The sequence below is a fragment of the Pseudoalteromonas sp. 2CM28B genome, from assembly GCF_023161935.1.
On record NZ_JALNTH010000002.1, the window covers coordinates 305,032 to 321,572 of the forward strand.

General features: G+C 40.7%; 15 protein-coding genes. 12 read left to right on the forward strand and 3 right to left on the reverse strand.

Translation table 11 applies throughout. From position 1 onward, the window contains the following. Positions 1-70: 70 nt before the first annotated feature. The 7 genes from cmk (at position 71) to MTN96_RS03885 (ending at position 5,544) form a co-directional block, all read left to right on the forward strand. Complete coding sequence (gene cmk / locus MTN96_RS03855; RefSeq protein ID WP_069439428.1) at positions 71-781, forward strand: (d)CMP kinase; 711 nt, start codon at positions 71-73, stop codon at positions 779-781. 95 nt (positions 782-876) lie between these two features. Further along, positions 877-2,544, forward strand: coding sequence for a 30S ribosomal protein S1 (gene rpsA / locus MTN96_RS03860; protein ID WP_002961176.1), 1,668 nt, complete (start codon positions 877-879; stop codon positions 2,542-2,544). Positions 2,545-2,611: 67 nt separating this feature from the next. Continuing rightward, positions 2,612-2,899 (forward strand): integration host factor subunit beta, encoded by a 288-nt coding sequence (gene ihfB / locus MTN96_RS03865; protein WP_008114744.1) that lies wholly within the window; start codon positions 2,612-2,614, stop codon positions 2,897-2,899. 21 nt (positions 2,900-2,920) lie between these two features. Next, positions 2,921-3,202 (forward strand): lipopolysaccharide assembly protein LapA domain-containing protein, encoded by a 282-nt coding sequence (locus MTN96_RS03870; protein ID WP_036982773.1) that lies wholly within the window; start codon positions 2,921-2,923, stop codon positions 3,200-3,202. A 2-nt stretch (positions 3,203-3,204) separates the two neighbouring features. Beyond that, the gene (gene lapB, locus MTN96_RS03875) at positions 3,205-4,341 is read left to right on the forward strand and encodes a lipopolysaccharide assembly protein LapB (protein ID WP_248530775.1); all 1,137 of its coding nucleotides are present in this window, start codon (positions 3,205-3,207) and stop codon (positions 4,339-4,341) included. A 33-nt stretch (positions 4,342-4,374) separates the two neighbouring features. Further along, on the forward strand, positions 4,375-5,079 hold the full coding sequence (gene pyrF, locus MTN96_RS03880; protein ID WP_016899932.1) for an orotidine-5'-phosphate decarboxylase: 705 nt from the start codon (positions 4,375-4,377) through the stop codon (positions 5,077-5,079). Between the two features lie 90 nt (positions 5,080-5,169). Beyond that, positions 5,170-5,544 (forward strand): hypothetical protein, encoded by a 375-nt coding sequence (locus tag MTN96_RS03885; protein ID WP_248530776.1) that lies wholly within the window; start codon positions 5,170-5,172, stop codon positions 5,542-5,544. Positions 5,545-5,599: 55 nt separating this feature from the next. Here MTN96_RS03885 and MTN96_RS03890 read toward each other — a convergent pair whose 3' ends face one another. Together MTN96_RS03890 and MTN96_RS03895 are read right to left on the reverse strand one after the other, a co-directional pair. After that, entirely contained in the window at positions 5,600-6,430 is an 831-nt protein-coding gene (locus MTN96_RS03890; protein WP_248530777.1) for a S1 RNA-binding domain-containing protein, read from the reverse strand. 2 nt (positions 6,431-6,432) lie between these two features. Further along, a complete protein-coding gene (locus MTN96_RS03895) occupies positions 6,433-7,755 on the reverse strand; it encodes a DEAD/DEAH box helicase (protein WP_138627286.1) in 1,323 nt (440 codons plus the stop codon). Positions 7,756-7,960: 205 nt separating this feature from the next. Between MTN96_RS03895 and MTN96_RS03900 the strand changes: the two genes are divergently transcribed. Continuing rightward, complete coding sequence (locus MTN96_RS03900; RefSeq protein WP_248530778.1) at positions 7,961-8,968, forward strand: rhodanese-related sulfurtransferase; 1,008 nt, start codon at positions 7,961-7,963, stop codon at positions 8,966-8,968. Positions 8,969-9,027: 59 nt separating this feature from the next. On the opposite strand, the gene MTN96_RS03905 is transcribed toward MTN96_RS03900, so the two are convergent. Then, positions 9,028-9,465, reverse strand: coding sequence for a hypothetical protein (locus tag MTN96_RS03905; RefSeq protein WP_248530779.1), 438 nt, complete (start codon positions 9,463-9,465; stop codon positions 9,028-9,030). Positions 9,466-9,686: 221 nt separating this feature from the next. Between MTN96_RS03905 and MTN96_RS03910 the strand changes: the two genes are divergently transcribed. The 4 genes from MTN96_RS03910 to MTN96_RS03925 all read left to right on the forward strand — a co-directional run bounded on the left by MTN96_RS03910 (position 9,687) and on the right by MTN96_RS03925 (position 16,473). Beyond that, positions 9,687-10,703 carry an efflux RND transporter periplasmic adaptor subunit gene (locus tag MTN96_RS03910; RefSeq protein ID WP_069439432.1) on the forward strand — a complete coding sequence of 339 codons (1,017 nt, stop codon included), beginning with the start codon at positions 9,687-9,689 and terminating at the stop codon, positions 10,701-10,703. Positions 10,704-10,705: 2 nt separating this feature from the next. Continuing rightward, positions 10,706-13,786: an efflux RND transporter permease subunit gene (locus MTN96_RS03915; RefSeq protein WP_248530780.1), complete on the forward strand. Its 3,081-nt coding sequence runs from the start codon at positions 10,706-10,708 to the stop codon at positions 13,784-13,786. Positions 13,787-13,872: 86 nt separating this feature from the next. Continuing rightward, positions 13,873-15,768 (forward strand): putative nucleotidyltransferase substrate binding domain-containing protein, encoded by a 1,896-nt coding sequence (locus MTN96_RS03920; protein WP_076921119.1) that lies wholly within the window; start codon positions 13,873-13,875, stop codon positions 15,766-15,768. Between the two features lie 3 nt (positions 15,769-15,771). After that, positions 15,772-16,473, forward strand: coding sequence for a 3'-5' exonuclease (locus MTN96_RS03925; RefSeq protein ID WP_036982761.1), 702 nt, complete (start codon positions 15,772-15,774; stop codon positions 16,471-16,473). Positions 16,474-16,541: the final 68 nt, after the last annotated feature.

Consider the following 16,541-nt stretch of genomic DNA (forward strand, 5'->3'; position numbering starts at 1 on the left):
AGCGGATAATCTTTATTAATTGGCGTATAATGTGGCGGTTTATTTTGGTGTGCATTGAAGGAGGTTTTAAATGCCGGCGTTATTAATGCCCGTAATCACCGTAGATGGCCCAAGTGGTTCTGGTAAAGGAACTGTTTGTCGCCTATTGGCTGAAAAATTAGGCTGGGATGTGTTAGATAGCGGAGCAATTTATCGCGTACTATCACTTGCAGCACTTCATCACCAAATTGCTTTAGATAACGAGGAAGCACTTGTCCCACTAGCTGCAAATCTTGATGTGCAGTTTTTGATAGACAATGACACTAATGCAGGAAAGATTATTTTAGAAGGCGAAGATGTCACAACCACTATTCGAAATGAAGAAGTAGGTGCTGCAGCGTCTAAAGTAGCCGCATTACCGCGTGTTCGAGAAGCGTTGCTTCGCCGCCAGCGTGCGTTTAGAACAGAAAACGGTTTAATTGCCGATGGCCGCGATATGGGCACTGTGGTATTTCCAGATGCGCCATTAAAGATATTTCTAACCGCAAGTGCAGAAGAACGTGCTCGCAGACGTTTTGTTGAGTTGAATGAGCGCGGGCTTGATGTTACACTAAGTGGTCTATTACAGGACATTCAAGCACGTGATGATCGCGATATGAATCGTGCCGTTGCGCCGCTTGTACCTGCAGAGGATGCGATTGAGCTTGATACTAGCGAGCTTAACGCTCAGCAAGTGTTTGATAAAGTTATAACTTTATTAGATGCGAGCATCTCAGAAGGTAAGCTTCCTAAACGAAGCTAAATACATTTTATGCACCAGCAGGATGCCAGTGCTATTTTAACAACCCCATGCAGCATGGTTGCTTATTGGTATTAATATATGAGACGTATATTCGTATGTCAGAAAATTTTGCGCAGTTATTTGAAGAAAGCTTAAAGGGTTTTGAAGCAGAGCAAGGCTCTATCGTTAAAGGTACAGTTATTTCTATCGAGAATAACATTGTACTTGTAGATGCTGGTCTTAAATCAGAAAGTGCTATCCCTGCAGAGCAGTTCAAAAATGCTGCTGGTGAACTAGAAGTTGCTGTAGGCGACGAAGTAGATGTTGCACTAGATGCAATCGAAGACGGTTTCGGTGAAACTATCCTTTCTCGCGAGAAAGCGAAGCGTCACGAAGCGTGGATCCGTCTTGAGAAAGCATGTGAAGAGCAAGAAACTGTTACTGGTGTTATCAACGGTAAAGTTAAAGGCGGTTTCACAGTTGAAGTTGATTCAATCCGTGCTTTCCTACCTGGTTCACTTGTTGATGTTCGTCCAGTACGTGACACAACTCACCTTGAAGGCAAAGAGCTTGAATTTAAAGTAATCAAGCTTGATCAAAAGCGTAACAACGTTGTTGTTTCTCGTCGTGCAGTTATCGAATCTGAAAACTCACAAGAGCGTGAAGAGCTTCTTGCTAACCTTGTTGAAGGTCAAGAAGTTAAAGGTATCGTTAAGAACCTTACTGACTACGGTGCATTCGTTGACCTTGGTGGTGTTGATGGTCTACTACACATCACTGACATGGCGTGGAAGCGTGTTAAGCACCCTTCAGAAATCGTTAATGTTGGCGACGAAATCGCAGTTAAAGTTCTTAAATTCGACAAAGATAAAACTCGTGTATCTCTAGGCCTTAAACAGCTTGGCGAAGATCCATGGGCAGCTATCGCTGGTCGTTACCCAGAAGGTTCTAAGCTTTCTGGTCGTGTAACTAACCTAACTGATTACGGTTGCTTCGTAGAAATCGAAGAAGGCGTTGAAGGTCTAGTACACGTTTCTGAAATGGATTGGACTAACAAGAACATCCACCCTTCAAAAGTTGTTTCACTAGGTGACACTGTTGAGGTTATGGTTCTTGAAATCGATGAAGAGCGTCGTCGTATTTCTCTTGGTCTTAAGCAATGTATTGCTAATCCTTGGCAGGAATTTGCTCGTCTACAAAACAAAGGCGACCAAGTTACTGGTAAGATCAAATCAATCACTGACTTCGGTATCTTTATCGGTCTTGACGGTGGTATTGATGGTCTTGTACACCTTTCAGACATTTCTTGGAATACACCTGGCGAAGAAGCTGTACGTGAATTCAAGAAAGGCGACGAAATCACTGCTATCGTATTGCAAGTTGACCCAGAGCGTGAACGTATCTCTCTAGGTGTTAAGCAAATCGAAGCTGACCCATTCAATAACTACCTTGATGCAAACAAAAAAGGTGCTATTGTTAAAGGTAAAGTGACTGAAGTTGATGCGAAAGGCGCAACTGTTGAACTTATCGAAGGCGTTGAAGGTTACATCCGTGTAGCTGATATCGCTCAAGAGCGCGTTGAAGATGCAACTACTGTTGTTTCTGTAGGCGACGAGATTGAAGTTAAATACGTTGGTGTTGATCGTAAGAACCGCACTTTAAGCTTATCTGTTAAAGCTCTTTTCGAAGCAGAAGAGAAAGAAGTACTAGAGAAGCTTAAGAAAGAAGAGCCAGTGTTTGAAAACGCAATGGCAGCTGCTTTCGCAAATGCACAAAAAGACTAATTAATTATAGTCTTTTAATTGGAAGGGCAGTTTATGCCCTTCCACTATTTCTTTTTAAGGAAACGCTATGACTAAGTCAGAACTGATAGAAACACTTGCTGAACAACATTCACATATTCCTGTGAAAGATGTTGAGAACGCTGTTAAAGAAATTCTTGAACAAATGGCCGGCTCATTATCTTCTTCAGATCGTATTGAGATCCGAGGTTTTGGAAGTTTCTCTTTGCATTACCGTGCGCCTCGTACAGGCCGTAACCCTAAAACAGGAGAAACTGTAGAGTTAGATGGTAAGCATGTACCTCATTTTAAGCCAGGCAAAGAACTACGTGACCGTGTAAACGAGAGCATTGCTTAGTAAAATTATTGGAGTAGTTACTTGTTCAAGGTATTAAAAATTATTCTGGCGGCACTTTTTTTAATTGGTGCGTTTGTATTGGGTTCACAAAATCCACAATTAACACAAATTAACTACATAATAGCCAGTAATACATTACCTTTAGCCGTTATACTAAGTATCTGCTTTTTGCTAGGTGTTGTAGTGGGTTGTTTTGTGAGTTTTAAATTGTTCACGCAATTAAAGTGGCAAAATTACCGTTTAAAAAAGCAATTAACGCCTGAAAAAGATAATAATAAGCGTATTGCCAACAAAGACACCTAATTATGATTGAGCTGTTGTTTTTACTGCTTCCCGTTGCTGCCGGATATGGTTGGATCATGGGGAAAAACAGTGCAAAAAATCAGGCTCATCAGTTTAACCGTCAAATTACTTCTGAGTACAGTAAAGGCTTAAAGTTTTTACTGGATAGAGAAGAAGATCAGGGGCTTGAGCACTTAATTAATTTGCTCGAAGTAGCTGCTGACTCTGTTGAACATTATTCTACTTTAGCAACCATGTTTCGCCGTCGTGGTGAGCTTGACCGCGCAATAAAAATTCACGAACTGCTGCTAAAACACCCAAGCCTTAACGAAAAACAAGCCGCTAATAGCCGTTTAGAACTAGCCGAAGATTATATTATGGCTGGCTTATTAGACAGCGCAGAAGAACATTTAATATGGCTGGTAAAAAATAGCCATGCAGATGCACTCGATCCTATTATTTCTTTATATTCACAAACCCGTGAATGGGAAAAAGGCATTAATATGTTTGAAGCGCATACTGAGCTTTTTTCAAAAGAACAACACTTTAAAGCCATCGCTAATTTTTACTGTGAGCATGCCATTGCCAGTAATAACCCACAACTTATGCGTAAAGCCATCAGCTTAAACTTTAAAACAATTAGGCCTTTATATGAGCTTGGACTGTCAGCTTACACCAAAGAAGATTACGTAAAAGCAATTTACTATTGGCGAGAACTCATCTGCCAATTTACTTTTTTTGCGCCATTGTTTATTGAAAAGTTAGCGCATAGTTATAAGCAACTAAAATTAACCCATCAGTTTCATGAACTCGTAGCGGAGTTATTAGAAAAAGGTGGAGTAATGATAAAAATACAACACTGCCAAGCGTTGCTTGAGCAAGGCCATACAGAACAAGCCTTTGAGTTTTTAACTGATAATTTAAAACGTCAGCCCACAATTCGTGGTTTTAGTTTTTTATTGCAGTTAATGAGCGCCGAAAATAAAAATACAAAAGATGTGCTTAATCAAATAGATAAACTTGTTACCTCATATATTGCTACTAAGCCCGACTTTCAATGTCAGCATTGTGGCTTTACTAGCTACACCATTTACTGGAATTGCCCTTCATGTAAACACTGGGAAACCATTGTGCCTAGCAGAGGCTTAGACGGATTTTAATCTTTATACTTTTCGCTCACTAGTAGGATAGTTATGTCTTTCGAAAAATCAAAAAAAATTCTTATCGCGCTTGATTATGATGATCAGCAAACTGCTTTAGCATTTGTAAAACAGTTATCACCAGATACCTGTCGATTAAAAGTGGGCAAAGAAATGTTTACTTATTTTGGTCCTGCATTTGTTAAAGAATTGGTCGATTTAGGTTTTGATGTATTTTTAGATTTAAAGTTTCACGATATTCCAAATACCGTTGCTAAAGCGGTGACTGCTGCGGCTAAAATGGGTGTATGGATGGTCAATGTACATGCATCGGGCGGTTATGAAATGATGCATAAAGCTAAACAAGCACTTGAGCAGTTTGGCGACAAAGCGCCATTACTTATTGCAGTAACTGTATTAACCAGCATGGACGAAGCTGAACTTGAGCGTTTAGGTATAACTAAATCTCCCCAAGAGCAAGTTATGCATTTAGCTAAATTAACAAAGCAAGCAGGGCTTGATGGTGTTGTTTGTTCCGCGCAAGAAGCGCAAAGTTTAAAGGCTGCTTTAGGGAAAGAGTTTAAATTAGTTACGCCAGGTATTCGCCCAGCGGGCAGTGATGCGGGCGATCAAAAACGTATTATGACACCTAAAGAAGCGATTGAAGCAGGTAGTGACTATTTAGTGATTGGGCGTCCGATCACCCAGGCACAAAACCCTGTAAAAGTACTAAATGATGTAAATGAATCAATAGCTTAAATTTAAAGTTAGCATAATTAAGAGCAGCTCCTTACAACTGCTTTTCTTTGTGCTACATTTAAATTACGGGTGTGCAGTGAGGGATTTGCTTTGCGTATAATAATATTTTTAGTTGTAATTATCATTAGTGGCTTTGCTGTTAATAAATATGTTTTTTCAACTAAAGTGTATGATGATGTTTCAAACGTTACTGACTTGGTATCTGGTTACCCCGTTGATTTATTCAAGTTTAAAAAAATTGCTCAAAATTATGCCCAGCATCTGTGTTACACCAATGAAGGTGTGTTAGCAGAAATAGATGTTAGCAGCAGAGACTGTGTTGCGACACATGATGAAATGCAAAATGAGTGTACAGAAAAAGTTTTTAGGCTAGCGCCATTAAATTTAGATTCTAAAAAAGAATTAATTGAATATTCAAATGAATATTCTCGCTGTACCTTACCTTATAAAAACATTAGGTTATAAATTTCAGATACTAAAAAGCCACTTAGGTTTAAAATTTAAGTGGCTTTTTATTTAATTATTTTAAACGAATAGACTTAGCTTCAATATCAATTAAGCCTTGTTTAAATAAACCGCCAATGGCTTTTTTGTAGTTTGCTTTGCTGGTCGAAAATACTTTTTTAATTAATTCAGGTTCAGACTTATCGCCTATGGCTAATATACCACCTTCATCTTTTAGTTTTTCCATTATTTTTTCACCAAGCTCGTTTACTTTACCCATGCCAGGTTTTTCAAGTATGACGTCAATTTTTCCGTCTTCACGTACCTTTTGAATAAATCCTTTTAGCTTTTGACCAACAAACAGGCTCTTAAACACCATGTTGTAAAACACGACGCCAAAATGAGATTCTTCAATAAGCACCTTGTAACCAATATCAGTTTTGCCTGCAACAATTAAGTCAACTTCTTGTAAATGACTATACTGAGGCTCATCTTTTGATAAAAAACGATTAAAGTTAGTTGAGGCACAAATACGCTGACTGGCGTTATCAAGATATAAACGTACTAAATATGAGTAGCCTTCTTGCATACGTGGTTTTTGTTCATTAAACGGTGCGAGTACGTCTTTTTCTAAGCCCCAATCTAAAAACGCGCCTATGCTGTTTATTTCTTTTACACGCAGTAGGGCATATTCACCGACTTGAGCATGCGGCTTTTTAGTTGTGGCTGTCGGCAGGTTTGCATTATCTAAAAATGTGAATACGCTGATGCTATCGCCAGCTTCAAGCTCATGTTTTATTTCATGTTTAGGTAAAAAAACTTCACCTAAGTCATGCCCATCTAAATAGGCACCTTCGTTGCTGACTTCTTTAACAAAAAGGGTTTGGGTGGTTCCTAGGTAACTCATAATTATTCCTGCTCAGGCTTTTTTTTACGACGCATCGGGGTATCACCATCAATATTAAGAGGTGCTTTAATTGGGGTCGTTGGCTTTTTCGGTTTTGCTTTTCGTTTTGGCTGTGGCTTATCAGTAGTCACTGCTTTTTTAGTCGGTTTAATTGGCGCTACTTTTTTCTCTTTAATGCCTTTAAATTTCGCTTTTAAACCCTCAACAGCAGCAAACGATAATTCATCATTTAAAAATGATTTTATTGCCAAGTAACTTGCCCAATCTTTAGGGCCCACAAGTGATAATGCGTTACCTTTAAAACCAGCACGACCAGTACGACCAATACGATGAACGTATTCTTCTGCGTGTTTCGGTAAATCAAAGTTAATAACATGGGTAACACTGAGTAAATCTAAACCGCGCGAAGCAACATCTGTAGTAATTAATATTTTAAAGTTTTCACGGCTAAACGCATCCATAATATCAAGGCGCTTACCTTGAGTTAAATCCCCAGCTAATGCGACAGATTTAAAGCCTTTACTATTTAATGATTCACTTAAACGGCTGGTATCAGCTCGTGTGGCAGTAAATATAATGCACTGGCCAACGTTATCTTGGTTTAAAAAGTGCTCAAGCAGTGCTTCTTTATGATCAAGGTGGTCAGCTAAGTACAATGTTTGCTTTATATCACTGTGTTGTTCATTGGCTGCACTGAGCATAATTTGTTTGGGTTTTTTTAATAAATTACGCGATAACGCATCAACTTGAGCATGATCTAATGTCGCCGAAAACAATAAAGTTTGACGAAGACGATGATCGGCCAGTTCATTAATTAGTTTAAGTTGATCGGTAAAACCTAAATCTAAAATACGGTCAGCTTCATCGAATATAAGTAATTCTAGGCCACTTAATTGTAATGAACGTTGCTTTAAATGATCGGCTAAACGCCCAGGTGTGGCGACAACAAAATGAGGGTCGTTACGCAGTGCTTTAATTTGGTCGTTAAAATTTTCGCCACCGAGGATTTTAACGGCCTTTATGTTGGTACCGGCAATAAGTAATCGAAGTTGAGTAAAAACTTGGGTCGCAAGCTCACGAGTTGGAGCAACAATAAGTACACGAGGATCACGTTTACTGAGTGCTTTTTGTTTCATTACACGCTGCACAGCCGGTAATAAAAACGCTAAAGTTTTGCCTGACCCAGTTTTTGACTGAGCGAAAATGTCATGTCCCGCCAGTGCCGTTGGCACAGCATGAGCTTGAATATCGGTAGGCTGGGTGATCCCTTGGTGCGCTAATTGTGTTTCTAGGCGAGTATCAATCCCAAGATCAGTAAAGTGCAATGTATGTTTCTCCAATATGAGCAAGTCTGTATAAATTTATCCGCGCATTATAGCCCACTGAGCTACTGCGCTAACAGTAAAAAGCGCATTATCATCCATTTTTTTGCATTTAAATAAAAAAAGCGTAAAATACGCGCCCCATATGCGCCGGATTTACGATTCGGTAAACGCCACTTAAGGCTATCAAAGCAAAATAGGAAGCAAAATGACTGCTGTTCATAAAAATGATGTAACAAACGAGCACTTTGTAGTATGTGCTATGTATAAATTTGTAGCTTTACCAAACTTTGAAGCACTACGTAAACCACTCTTAGAAGTAATGGAAGCCAACGAAGTACGTGGTACTTTATTACTTGCTGCTGAAGGTATTAACGGTACTGTATCAGCTAAACGCCAAGGAATAGATAACTTACTAGCATGGTTAGATACACAAGAGAATCTAAATGACATCGTAACGAAAGAATCATACGATGACGAATGCCCGTTTTACCGCACCAAAGTTAAGCTGAAAAAAGAAATTGTGACTATGGGTGTTGAAGGCGTAGACCCATTAAAAGTAGTGGGCAGTTATGTTAAACCACATGAATGGAATGCTCTTATTTCTGATCCAGAGGTGATCCTTGTTGATACCCGTAATGATTACGAAATTGAAATTGGTACGTTTCAAAACGCAGTAGACCCAAACACTAAAACATTCCGTGAATTCCCTCAGTGGGCCAAAGAAAACCTAGACCCATCAAAACATAAAAAAGTAGCCATGTTTTGTACTGGTGGTATTCGCTGTGAAAAATCAACAGCCTATATGAAAGAGCAAGGTTTTGATGAGGTATACCACCTTGAAGGCGGCATATTAAAATACCTAGAAGAAGTGCCAAAAGAAGAAACCATGTGGGAAGGCGAGTGTTTTGTATTTGATAACCGTGTAGCGGTAAATCATGACTTACAAAAAGGCTCATACGATCAGTGTCACGCATGTCGCATGCCTATCACAGAAGAAGAAAAGCTAAAGCCAGAATACATGGAAGGGGTGTCGTGTCACCACTGTATTGACAATGTAACCGATGAACAACGCGCACGCTTTGCAGAGCGCCAAAAGCAAATAGAGCTTGCTCAAGCGCGCGGTGAAGGCCACATTGGTAACGAAGCACAAGCTGTTTTACAACAACGTAAAGAAGCTAAAAAGGCGCAAAAAGAAGCACAGCGAAATAAATAAGCGGTACTTTTTGTTTGTACGTTATTAATAATAAAACCTCAGTTTTAACTGAGGTTTTATTATTTTAAACTCTTTTCACAATTGCTTGTATCTGTAGTAGAGAGCGTGACCTTATTGGCAGCATTGACGAGCACACATTTTGTGTTTTTATCGAGCTTTTTCTTTTGAATAACGGTAAATTCACCTTCATTAGCAGCATATAAATTATACTGATACGCGCTGTTACCCCCTTCAAATAAAGCAGTAAATAATCCACCGACTAGTCCACCAACAATCGCGCCGCCAATCATTTCTTCTTTGTTGCCATCTAAGCTATCTACAAAGCCAAACCCCGCACCAGCAGCTATTCCAGTTCCCACTTCAGAGGAGAGTGTTACTTTTTGTATTGATTCAACAGACGCATAATAACGTTTAACAACTTGATTTTGATCTGCCCGATCAATCCCTGATGATGCACAGCCTGATAGCAAGATCACCATAATTAAACTCTTTTTCATAAATGTTGCCTTTATTAAAAATATTGATGTGCTAAATCATAGTCATAAATGTAATTTAAATATGTGTGGATTTTGTATGCTGCTGTAAAAATATGTAGAGTGGCTAGCATGCTTAATTTCAGCTTATTGTTTTGCTAATTTGTCGTACTTAGCTATTTATTGATCATAGAGCTGTTAAACTACGTAACATAATGCAAATAATAATTAATTAGGGTGATCCTTTGAAATCGCGAATTCTCTTTACCAGCGTGTTTTTTTCTTTAATGTCGTTAAGTTTATCTGTAAAGAGTGCCAATGTCGTGGTGGAGCGGGTAGCGATGGAACGTGCTAAAGAGCAAGTTCAGGCTGTCGGTAACGCCGAAGCAATTCATTCGGTTATTTTATATCCGGCTGTGGGCGATAAAGTAACGGCGGTGCATTTTAAACCTGGTGATAGCGTAAAAGCTGGTGATGTGTTACTTGAACTTGATTCTCGCAGACAAAAAGCAGCACTTGAAGAGGCAAAAATAAAACTTGCTGACACTCAAAGAACCCTCGCACGTTTAAAGCAAAGCCAAGCAAAAGGGGCTGTGCCACAAAGTGATGTGGATGATGCAAAAACAGTTGTTGAATTAGCAAAAGTCACCCTTACCCAAGCAGAAACAGAGTTTGAAGACCGCCAAGTTCGTGCGCCTTTTAACGGCACTATGGGACTGACCGACGTTGAAGTGGGTGACAGAATTACTCCCCAAACGGCGATTGCAAGTATTGATGATACGCGCGCTTTATATATAAATTTTAACGCCCCGGAATCGGCCGTTTATATGCTGCGCAATAAAGGCAATGTAAAAGTATTCCCTTGGCAGTCACAAAATGCTGTAAACGCAAAAATTGCTTATCTAGATTCACGAATAGACCCACAAACCCGCACCTTACGTGTAAAAGCGCAGCTTGAAAACCCGCAGCAAAAGTTTTTACCTGGCATGAGTTTTCGTGTTCATATTGAAGTAGAAGGGCAACGTTTTGCTGCTGTACCTGAAGCGGCATTACTGTGGGGAGCAACAGGCCCTTACGTTTGGACAAGTGTTGATAAAAAAGCCACTCGAATTGATGTTAAAATTGAACAACGACTTGCTGGTCGTTTATTAGTTTCGGGCGCTTTAAAAGAACAAGATAACTTAGTGGTAGAGGGCGTACAACGCTTACGAGCTAACCAAGAGCTAAGCTTCTCAGCGCCAATCGCTAATACGCAGGAATAGCCATGAAACAGCAACCTATGATGCAAGACTTGCCATCAATGGCTATTCGCCGTCCAGTGCTTATTGTGGTACTGAATTTACTGATTATTATTGCCGGAATTGCCGCCATAGCAGGCGTAGAAGTTCGAGAGCTTCCAGATGTAGACAGACCCCGTATTACTGTATCAGCCTCGTTCCCTGGTGGTTCACCTGAAACCGTTGATACCGAAGTTACCAGTAAACTTGAAGGTGCCGTGGCCCGCGTGAGCGGTGTTAAATCGATTCGTGCACAAAGTGAAGAAGGTAATTCACGCATTGTGGTTGAATTTAGACCGGGTGTTAATCTGGATGATGCCGCTAATGAAACGCGTGAGTCAGTTGCTCGAGTGCAAAGAGAGCTCCCTGAAGAGGTAGAGCGCGTTTCTATTATTAAGGCTGATAACGACGCTGAAGCAGTAGTTTCATTAACAGTATCAAGCGAAAGTTTATCGTTAGAGGCATTAACAGAGCGGGTTGATGTTGATTTAGCGCCGCAGTTTTTAACTATCCCTGGCGTTGCCGACGTACGATTAAACGGCGATAGAGAACGTGTGCTCAGGGTTCGCATTGATCCATTAAAGCTCAGCAGCTTTAACTTAACGATTCCAGATGTCGCCGATGTACTCAGGCAAGCCCCCTTTGATGTGCCTGCAGGGAGTTTAAAATCAAACGATCAGCAAATAATAGTGCGCGCAGATGCAACGTCTGTTACCCCCGCACAGGTGGGCGATATTATAATTCAGGGAGATACTCGCATTAGCGATATTGCTGCCGTGTACTTTGGTCCTGCGGATCCACGCTCTATGGTAAGGCTCAATGGTAAACCTGTTATTGGTATGGAAATTATTCGCCAAGCACAGTCCAACACTATCGAAATTTCTGATGAAGTACTCAACCTTATAGAGGGAATGCGTGAGCGCTTTCCTGAGATGGAGTTTACGCTAACATCAGATGACGCGCAGTTTATTAGAAGCTCAGTAGATGAAGTGATTAACTCATTGGTATTGACGGTACTGCTAGTGATCATCACCTTATGGGTGTTTATTGGCTCATGGCGTGCAACATTAGTCCCAGCATTTGCCATTCCTGTTGCGCTTATAGGTTCATTAGCACTGATATGGGCACTTGGTTTTTCAATTAATATTTTAACCTTATTAGCACTGGTATTAGCGACAGGATTAATTGTTGATGATGCAATTGTAGTGAGTGAAAATATTCAACGCCAGCGAGGGTTAGGCCTTGGAAGGCGTGCCGCAGCGGTTGTTGGTACCCGTGAAGTATTTTTCGCCGTTATTGCCACCACTGCAGTATTAGCGGCTGTGTTTGTACCCATCGCATTTTTACCCTCTACAGCAGGGCGTTTATTTAGGGAGTTTGGTGGCGTACTAGCTGGTGCGGTAATTATATCTAGCTTTGTTGCGTTATCGTTAGTGCCGGCACTTACCTCTAAGCTAAAGCTTAAGCAAGGCGGTTTTCATCCATTTGCTAAGTTTGGTAACGTACTTGCTAATTTATATACCAAAACAATTCATAAAGTTCTCGATCATGCGTGGCTTACTTTTATTGCCTGTTTATTAGTCGCAGGCGGCTCAGGTGCATTGTATATGAGCTTAGATAACGAGCTATTACCAACAGAAGATCGCGGTAAAATTAGAATATTTGCTCGTGGGCCAGATGGCGTAGGCTTAAACTTTATGGACAGGCAAGCTATTAAAATGGAAGACACCTTACTGCCTTTCGTTGAAAGCGGTGAAATTGAATCTATTTACACAGTAGTTGGTCAATGGGACCCTAATATTGTGTTTATTACTGTGCCTTTAAAACACTGGGATGAACGCAACTTTAGTCAACAAGAAATCATCAATAAAATTCGACAGCCTTTAATGAATATTCCTGGAGCACCCGCATACGCAGGGGGGGCTAATAGTTTAAACTTACGTGGCCAAGGTGGCGGAATCGAAATTGCTTTGCTGGGGCAAGATTACCTTGAAATATTTAAAGCTGCACAGCAGTTTTCAGCAGATCTTGAAAAAGCAGTACCTGAAGTTGCACCGGTTCGCGTATCGTATCAGCCATCGCAACCACAACTTCGCGTCAATATAGACAGACGACGCGCAGAAGAACTCGGTGTATCGTTAAGTGATATAGCCATTACCCTAAGAGCTGCCATTAATGGCGACGATATAGCCGATTTAAATATTGGCGACCAGTCAATACCAATTATGTTACAGGCTCAAAATCAAACCATTAATGACCCCAGTGATTTAGCAAATTTATATGTAAGCGCCCGCGATAATCAATTAGTACCGCTCAGTAGTGTCGCTAATATTACAGAGGAAGGCGTAGCTGCAGAGCTTGAGCGCCATGCTCAGCGACGTGCCATAGAATTAAGCATGGAATTACCCGAAGGTTTAACTATTGCCACACTGGTAGAGCAAATAAAACAAGTGTCTGAGCAATCATTACCAGCAGGTATTACCCTAGCGTTTAAAGGGGAAGCTCTGACATTTGAAGAGACCTCAAACGAAGTATTAATGACCTATGTATTGGCATTTTTAATTGTATTTTTAGTATTGGCAGCACAATTTGAAAACGTTAACAGCGCCATTGTGGTGATGATTACTGTGCCATTTGGTATTACATCCGCTATTTTAGCACTGTACTTAACCGGCACATCACTCAATATTTATTCGCAAATTGGTCTGGTAATGCTTATTGGTTTAATCGCTAAAAATGCAATTTTATTAGTCGAGTTTGCTGATCAATTAAGAGATCAGGGGCTGAGTGTTCGAAAAGCGGTTGAACAAGCTGCATTGGTACGTTTAAGACCAATCACCATGACCTTAATATCGACCTTACTCGGTGCGTTACCCCTAATTATGTCAACAGGTGCCGGAGCAGAAGCACGTAACGCCATTGGCTGGGTGGTATTTGGTGGACTCGCGTTAGCGGTATTGTTTACGCTTTACTTAACACCGGTGATTTATTTAGGGTTAGCCCGCTTTACCAGTCCTCGTGGCGATGAATCAAAGCAATTAGCCCAAGAGCTGGAGCAGCTAGACTAACTAATTACGCTAATTGGCTATTTTTCTTTGAAAAAATAGCCAATTAAGCCCACAATTCAACTAGATTAAAGCCACAAGGATCACCCATGCAGGCCGAGCAAGTTGAAATAGCCCAATTTTTAGTTGAACACCCCCCCTTTGATACGCTTGAGAGCGAGGCACTAAACGAACTAGCAATGCAAATTGAAGTTGCTTATTTTCGTGCGCAAACTGATATTTTACATTTAGGCCAAGATATTAGTGACTTATATATTATTCGTAGTGGCTCGGTTGAAATTTCACGCCGTAATGGCGAGCTCTATAATCGTTTAGCCACAGGCGGCATTTTTGGCCAAATGGGCCTATTAATGAACCGCAAAGTGCGCTTTCCGGCTCGTGCGCTTGAAGACACCTTAACCTATTGTATTAACGTTAATACCTTCAACGAATATTGTGATAAATACGAAACCTTTGCCGATTTTTTTGAAGTGGATGGTAACGTACGTTTGCACCAAGCCATTGTAGAGCAAGCCGACAGCAATGATTTAACCACCGCGAAAGTAAAGTCATTATTACACCGTGATGTGGTCACAGTAACAATGCAAACTGCTATTCAAGACGTCGCATTTTTAATGACGCAAGAATCGGTCTCTTCAGTGTTAGTTACTGACATAGAAAAACAAATAAGCGACGACCCAGAAGAAGACGACGGTCAAGTCGTTGGAATTATAACCGACAGAGACATTCGCACTAAGGTAGTTGCCCAAGGGTTAACATATGATACACCCGCCAAAGAAGTAATGACATCAAGCTTAGTACTACTTGATAGCAACGCCTATGTATTTGAAGCCGTATTAGCCATGCTAAGAGATAACTTACATCATTTACCTGTGGTACATAAAAAACGGCCAATTGGGGTAATATCACTGTCTGACATTTTACGTTATGAATCACAAAGTAGCTTACTGTTAGTACGCGGTATTTTAGCGCAGCAATCAGTTGATGACCTAGTTCATTACGCACGCCAATTACCTAATGTATTTGTACGTATGGTTAATGAAGATGCAAATTCGCATATGATCGGAACCGCTATGGCGGTCATAGGGCGTACCTTTAAACAGCGTTTATTAGCATTGGCCGAAGAAAAATTTGGCGAGCCGCCTATTCCTTATTGTTTTATAGCCTTAGGCTCAATGGCCCGCGACGAGCAGCTAATTGTGACCGATCAAGATAATGCTCTCATTTTGGATAATAGTTTTGATGAAGCACTGCACGATGAGTATTTTCAAAACCTATCAGATTTTGTGTGTGATGGTTTAGCTAAATGTGGCTATACCTATTGTGACGGTGAAATTATGGCGTCGTTTAAAAAATGGCGTATGACCCGTACACAATGGAAAGAAAAATTTGCTAGCTGGATGGCCGAGCCGAAACCGCAAGCACTGCTTAATAGCTCGATATTTTTTGACTTAGATGGTGTGTGGGGCAAGCTAAAATGGGCCGATGAGCTTAAAACGCTAGTGGCCAAAGAAAGCAAAGTAAATAAGCGCTTTTTAGCAAACCTTGCTGCTAATGCTCGCAACAGAACGCCACCATTAGGATTCTTTAACGGCTTTGTACTTGAGCATAATGGCCAGCATAAGCGCTCAATGAACTTAAAACGCCGTGGTACGGCGCCGCTATCTGATGTGGTGCGCGTGCACGCGTTAGCGGTTGGCTCACGTAAACAAAACTCCTTTGAGCGCTTAGAAGATATTATAGAGGCAAATTTACTGCCTAAAGGTAAAGCACAAGATTTGCGTGATGCGTTTGAGTATATTGCCACAGTGCGTATTCGTCATCAGGCATGGCAAATAGAGCAGGGTGAAGCCCCAGATAATGATTTAGACCCCCATTTACTTTCACCCTTTGAGCAAAGTAATTTAAAAGAAGCTTTTGCTATTTTAGAGAAAGCCCAGAGCTTTTTAAAATTTAGTTATTCTGCGCATTCGGGTGTGAAATAAATTATGAGTAAATCAACGTTAAGGTGGCCACAGCGCTACGAGCAGTTATTGCAAACTGCGCAAAACCCGCTGCTTAAAGACTTTTATCAACAAGCGTTTACCAATCAGGCTGCTCCACTTAAAGATGTCCCTTTTGTGGCGCTCGACTTTGAAACAACCGGCCTTGATGCGAATAGCGATGATATTGTTAGTGTGGGGCTGGTGCCTTTTAATGTAAATCGTATTTATTGTAAAGAGAGCCGCCACTGGGTTGTGCAACCTCGACGAGATTTAAGTGAAGAGTCAATAGTTATTCATGGAATTACTCATTCAGAAGTGGATGAAGCCCCTGATCTTAATCGAATTTTAGCGCCACTGCTTGATGCCCTTAAAGGCAAAGTGGTGGTGGTACATTATGCTGCAATAGAACGTCATTTTTTTTATAACGCGCTACTTATGCGTATAAAAGAGGGCATTGAGTTTGCACTAGTTGATACGATGGAAATAGAAAGGCGGGCGCTTAAAGCACGGCAGGGGCTATTAGGCAGGCTGTTTAATTCAAAGCTAGGATCACTTAGGTTAAGTGATACACGGGAGCGTTATTCATTGCCATTGTATCAAAACCATAACGCGCTTACTGATGCACTAGCCACTGCCGAGCTGCTGCAAGCGCAGCTGAGTTACCACTATAGATCAGACACGCCACTGAGTGAAATTTGGCTTTAGCTATTGAAGCATTACTGTTAAAAATAGAGCACAAAAAAAGCCGCAATTTGCGGCTTTTTTATTATGAA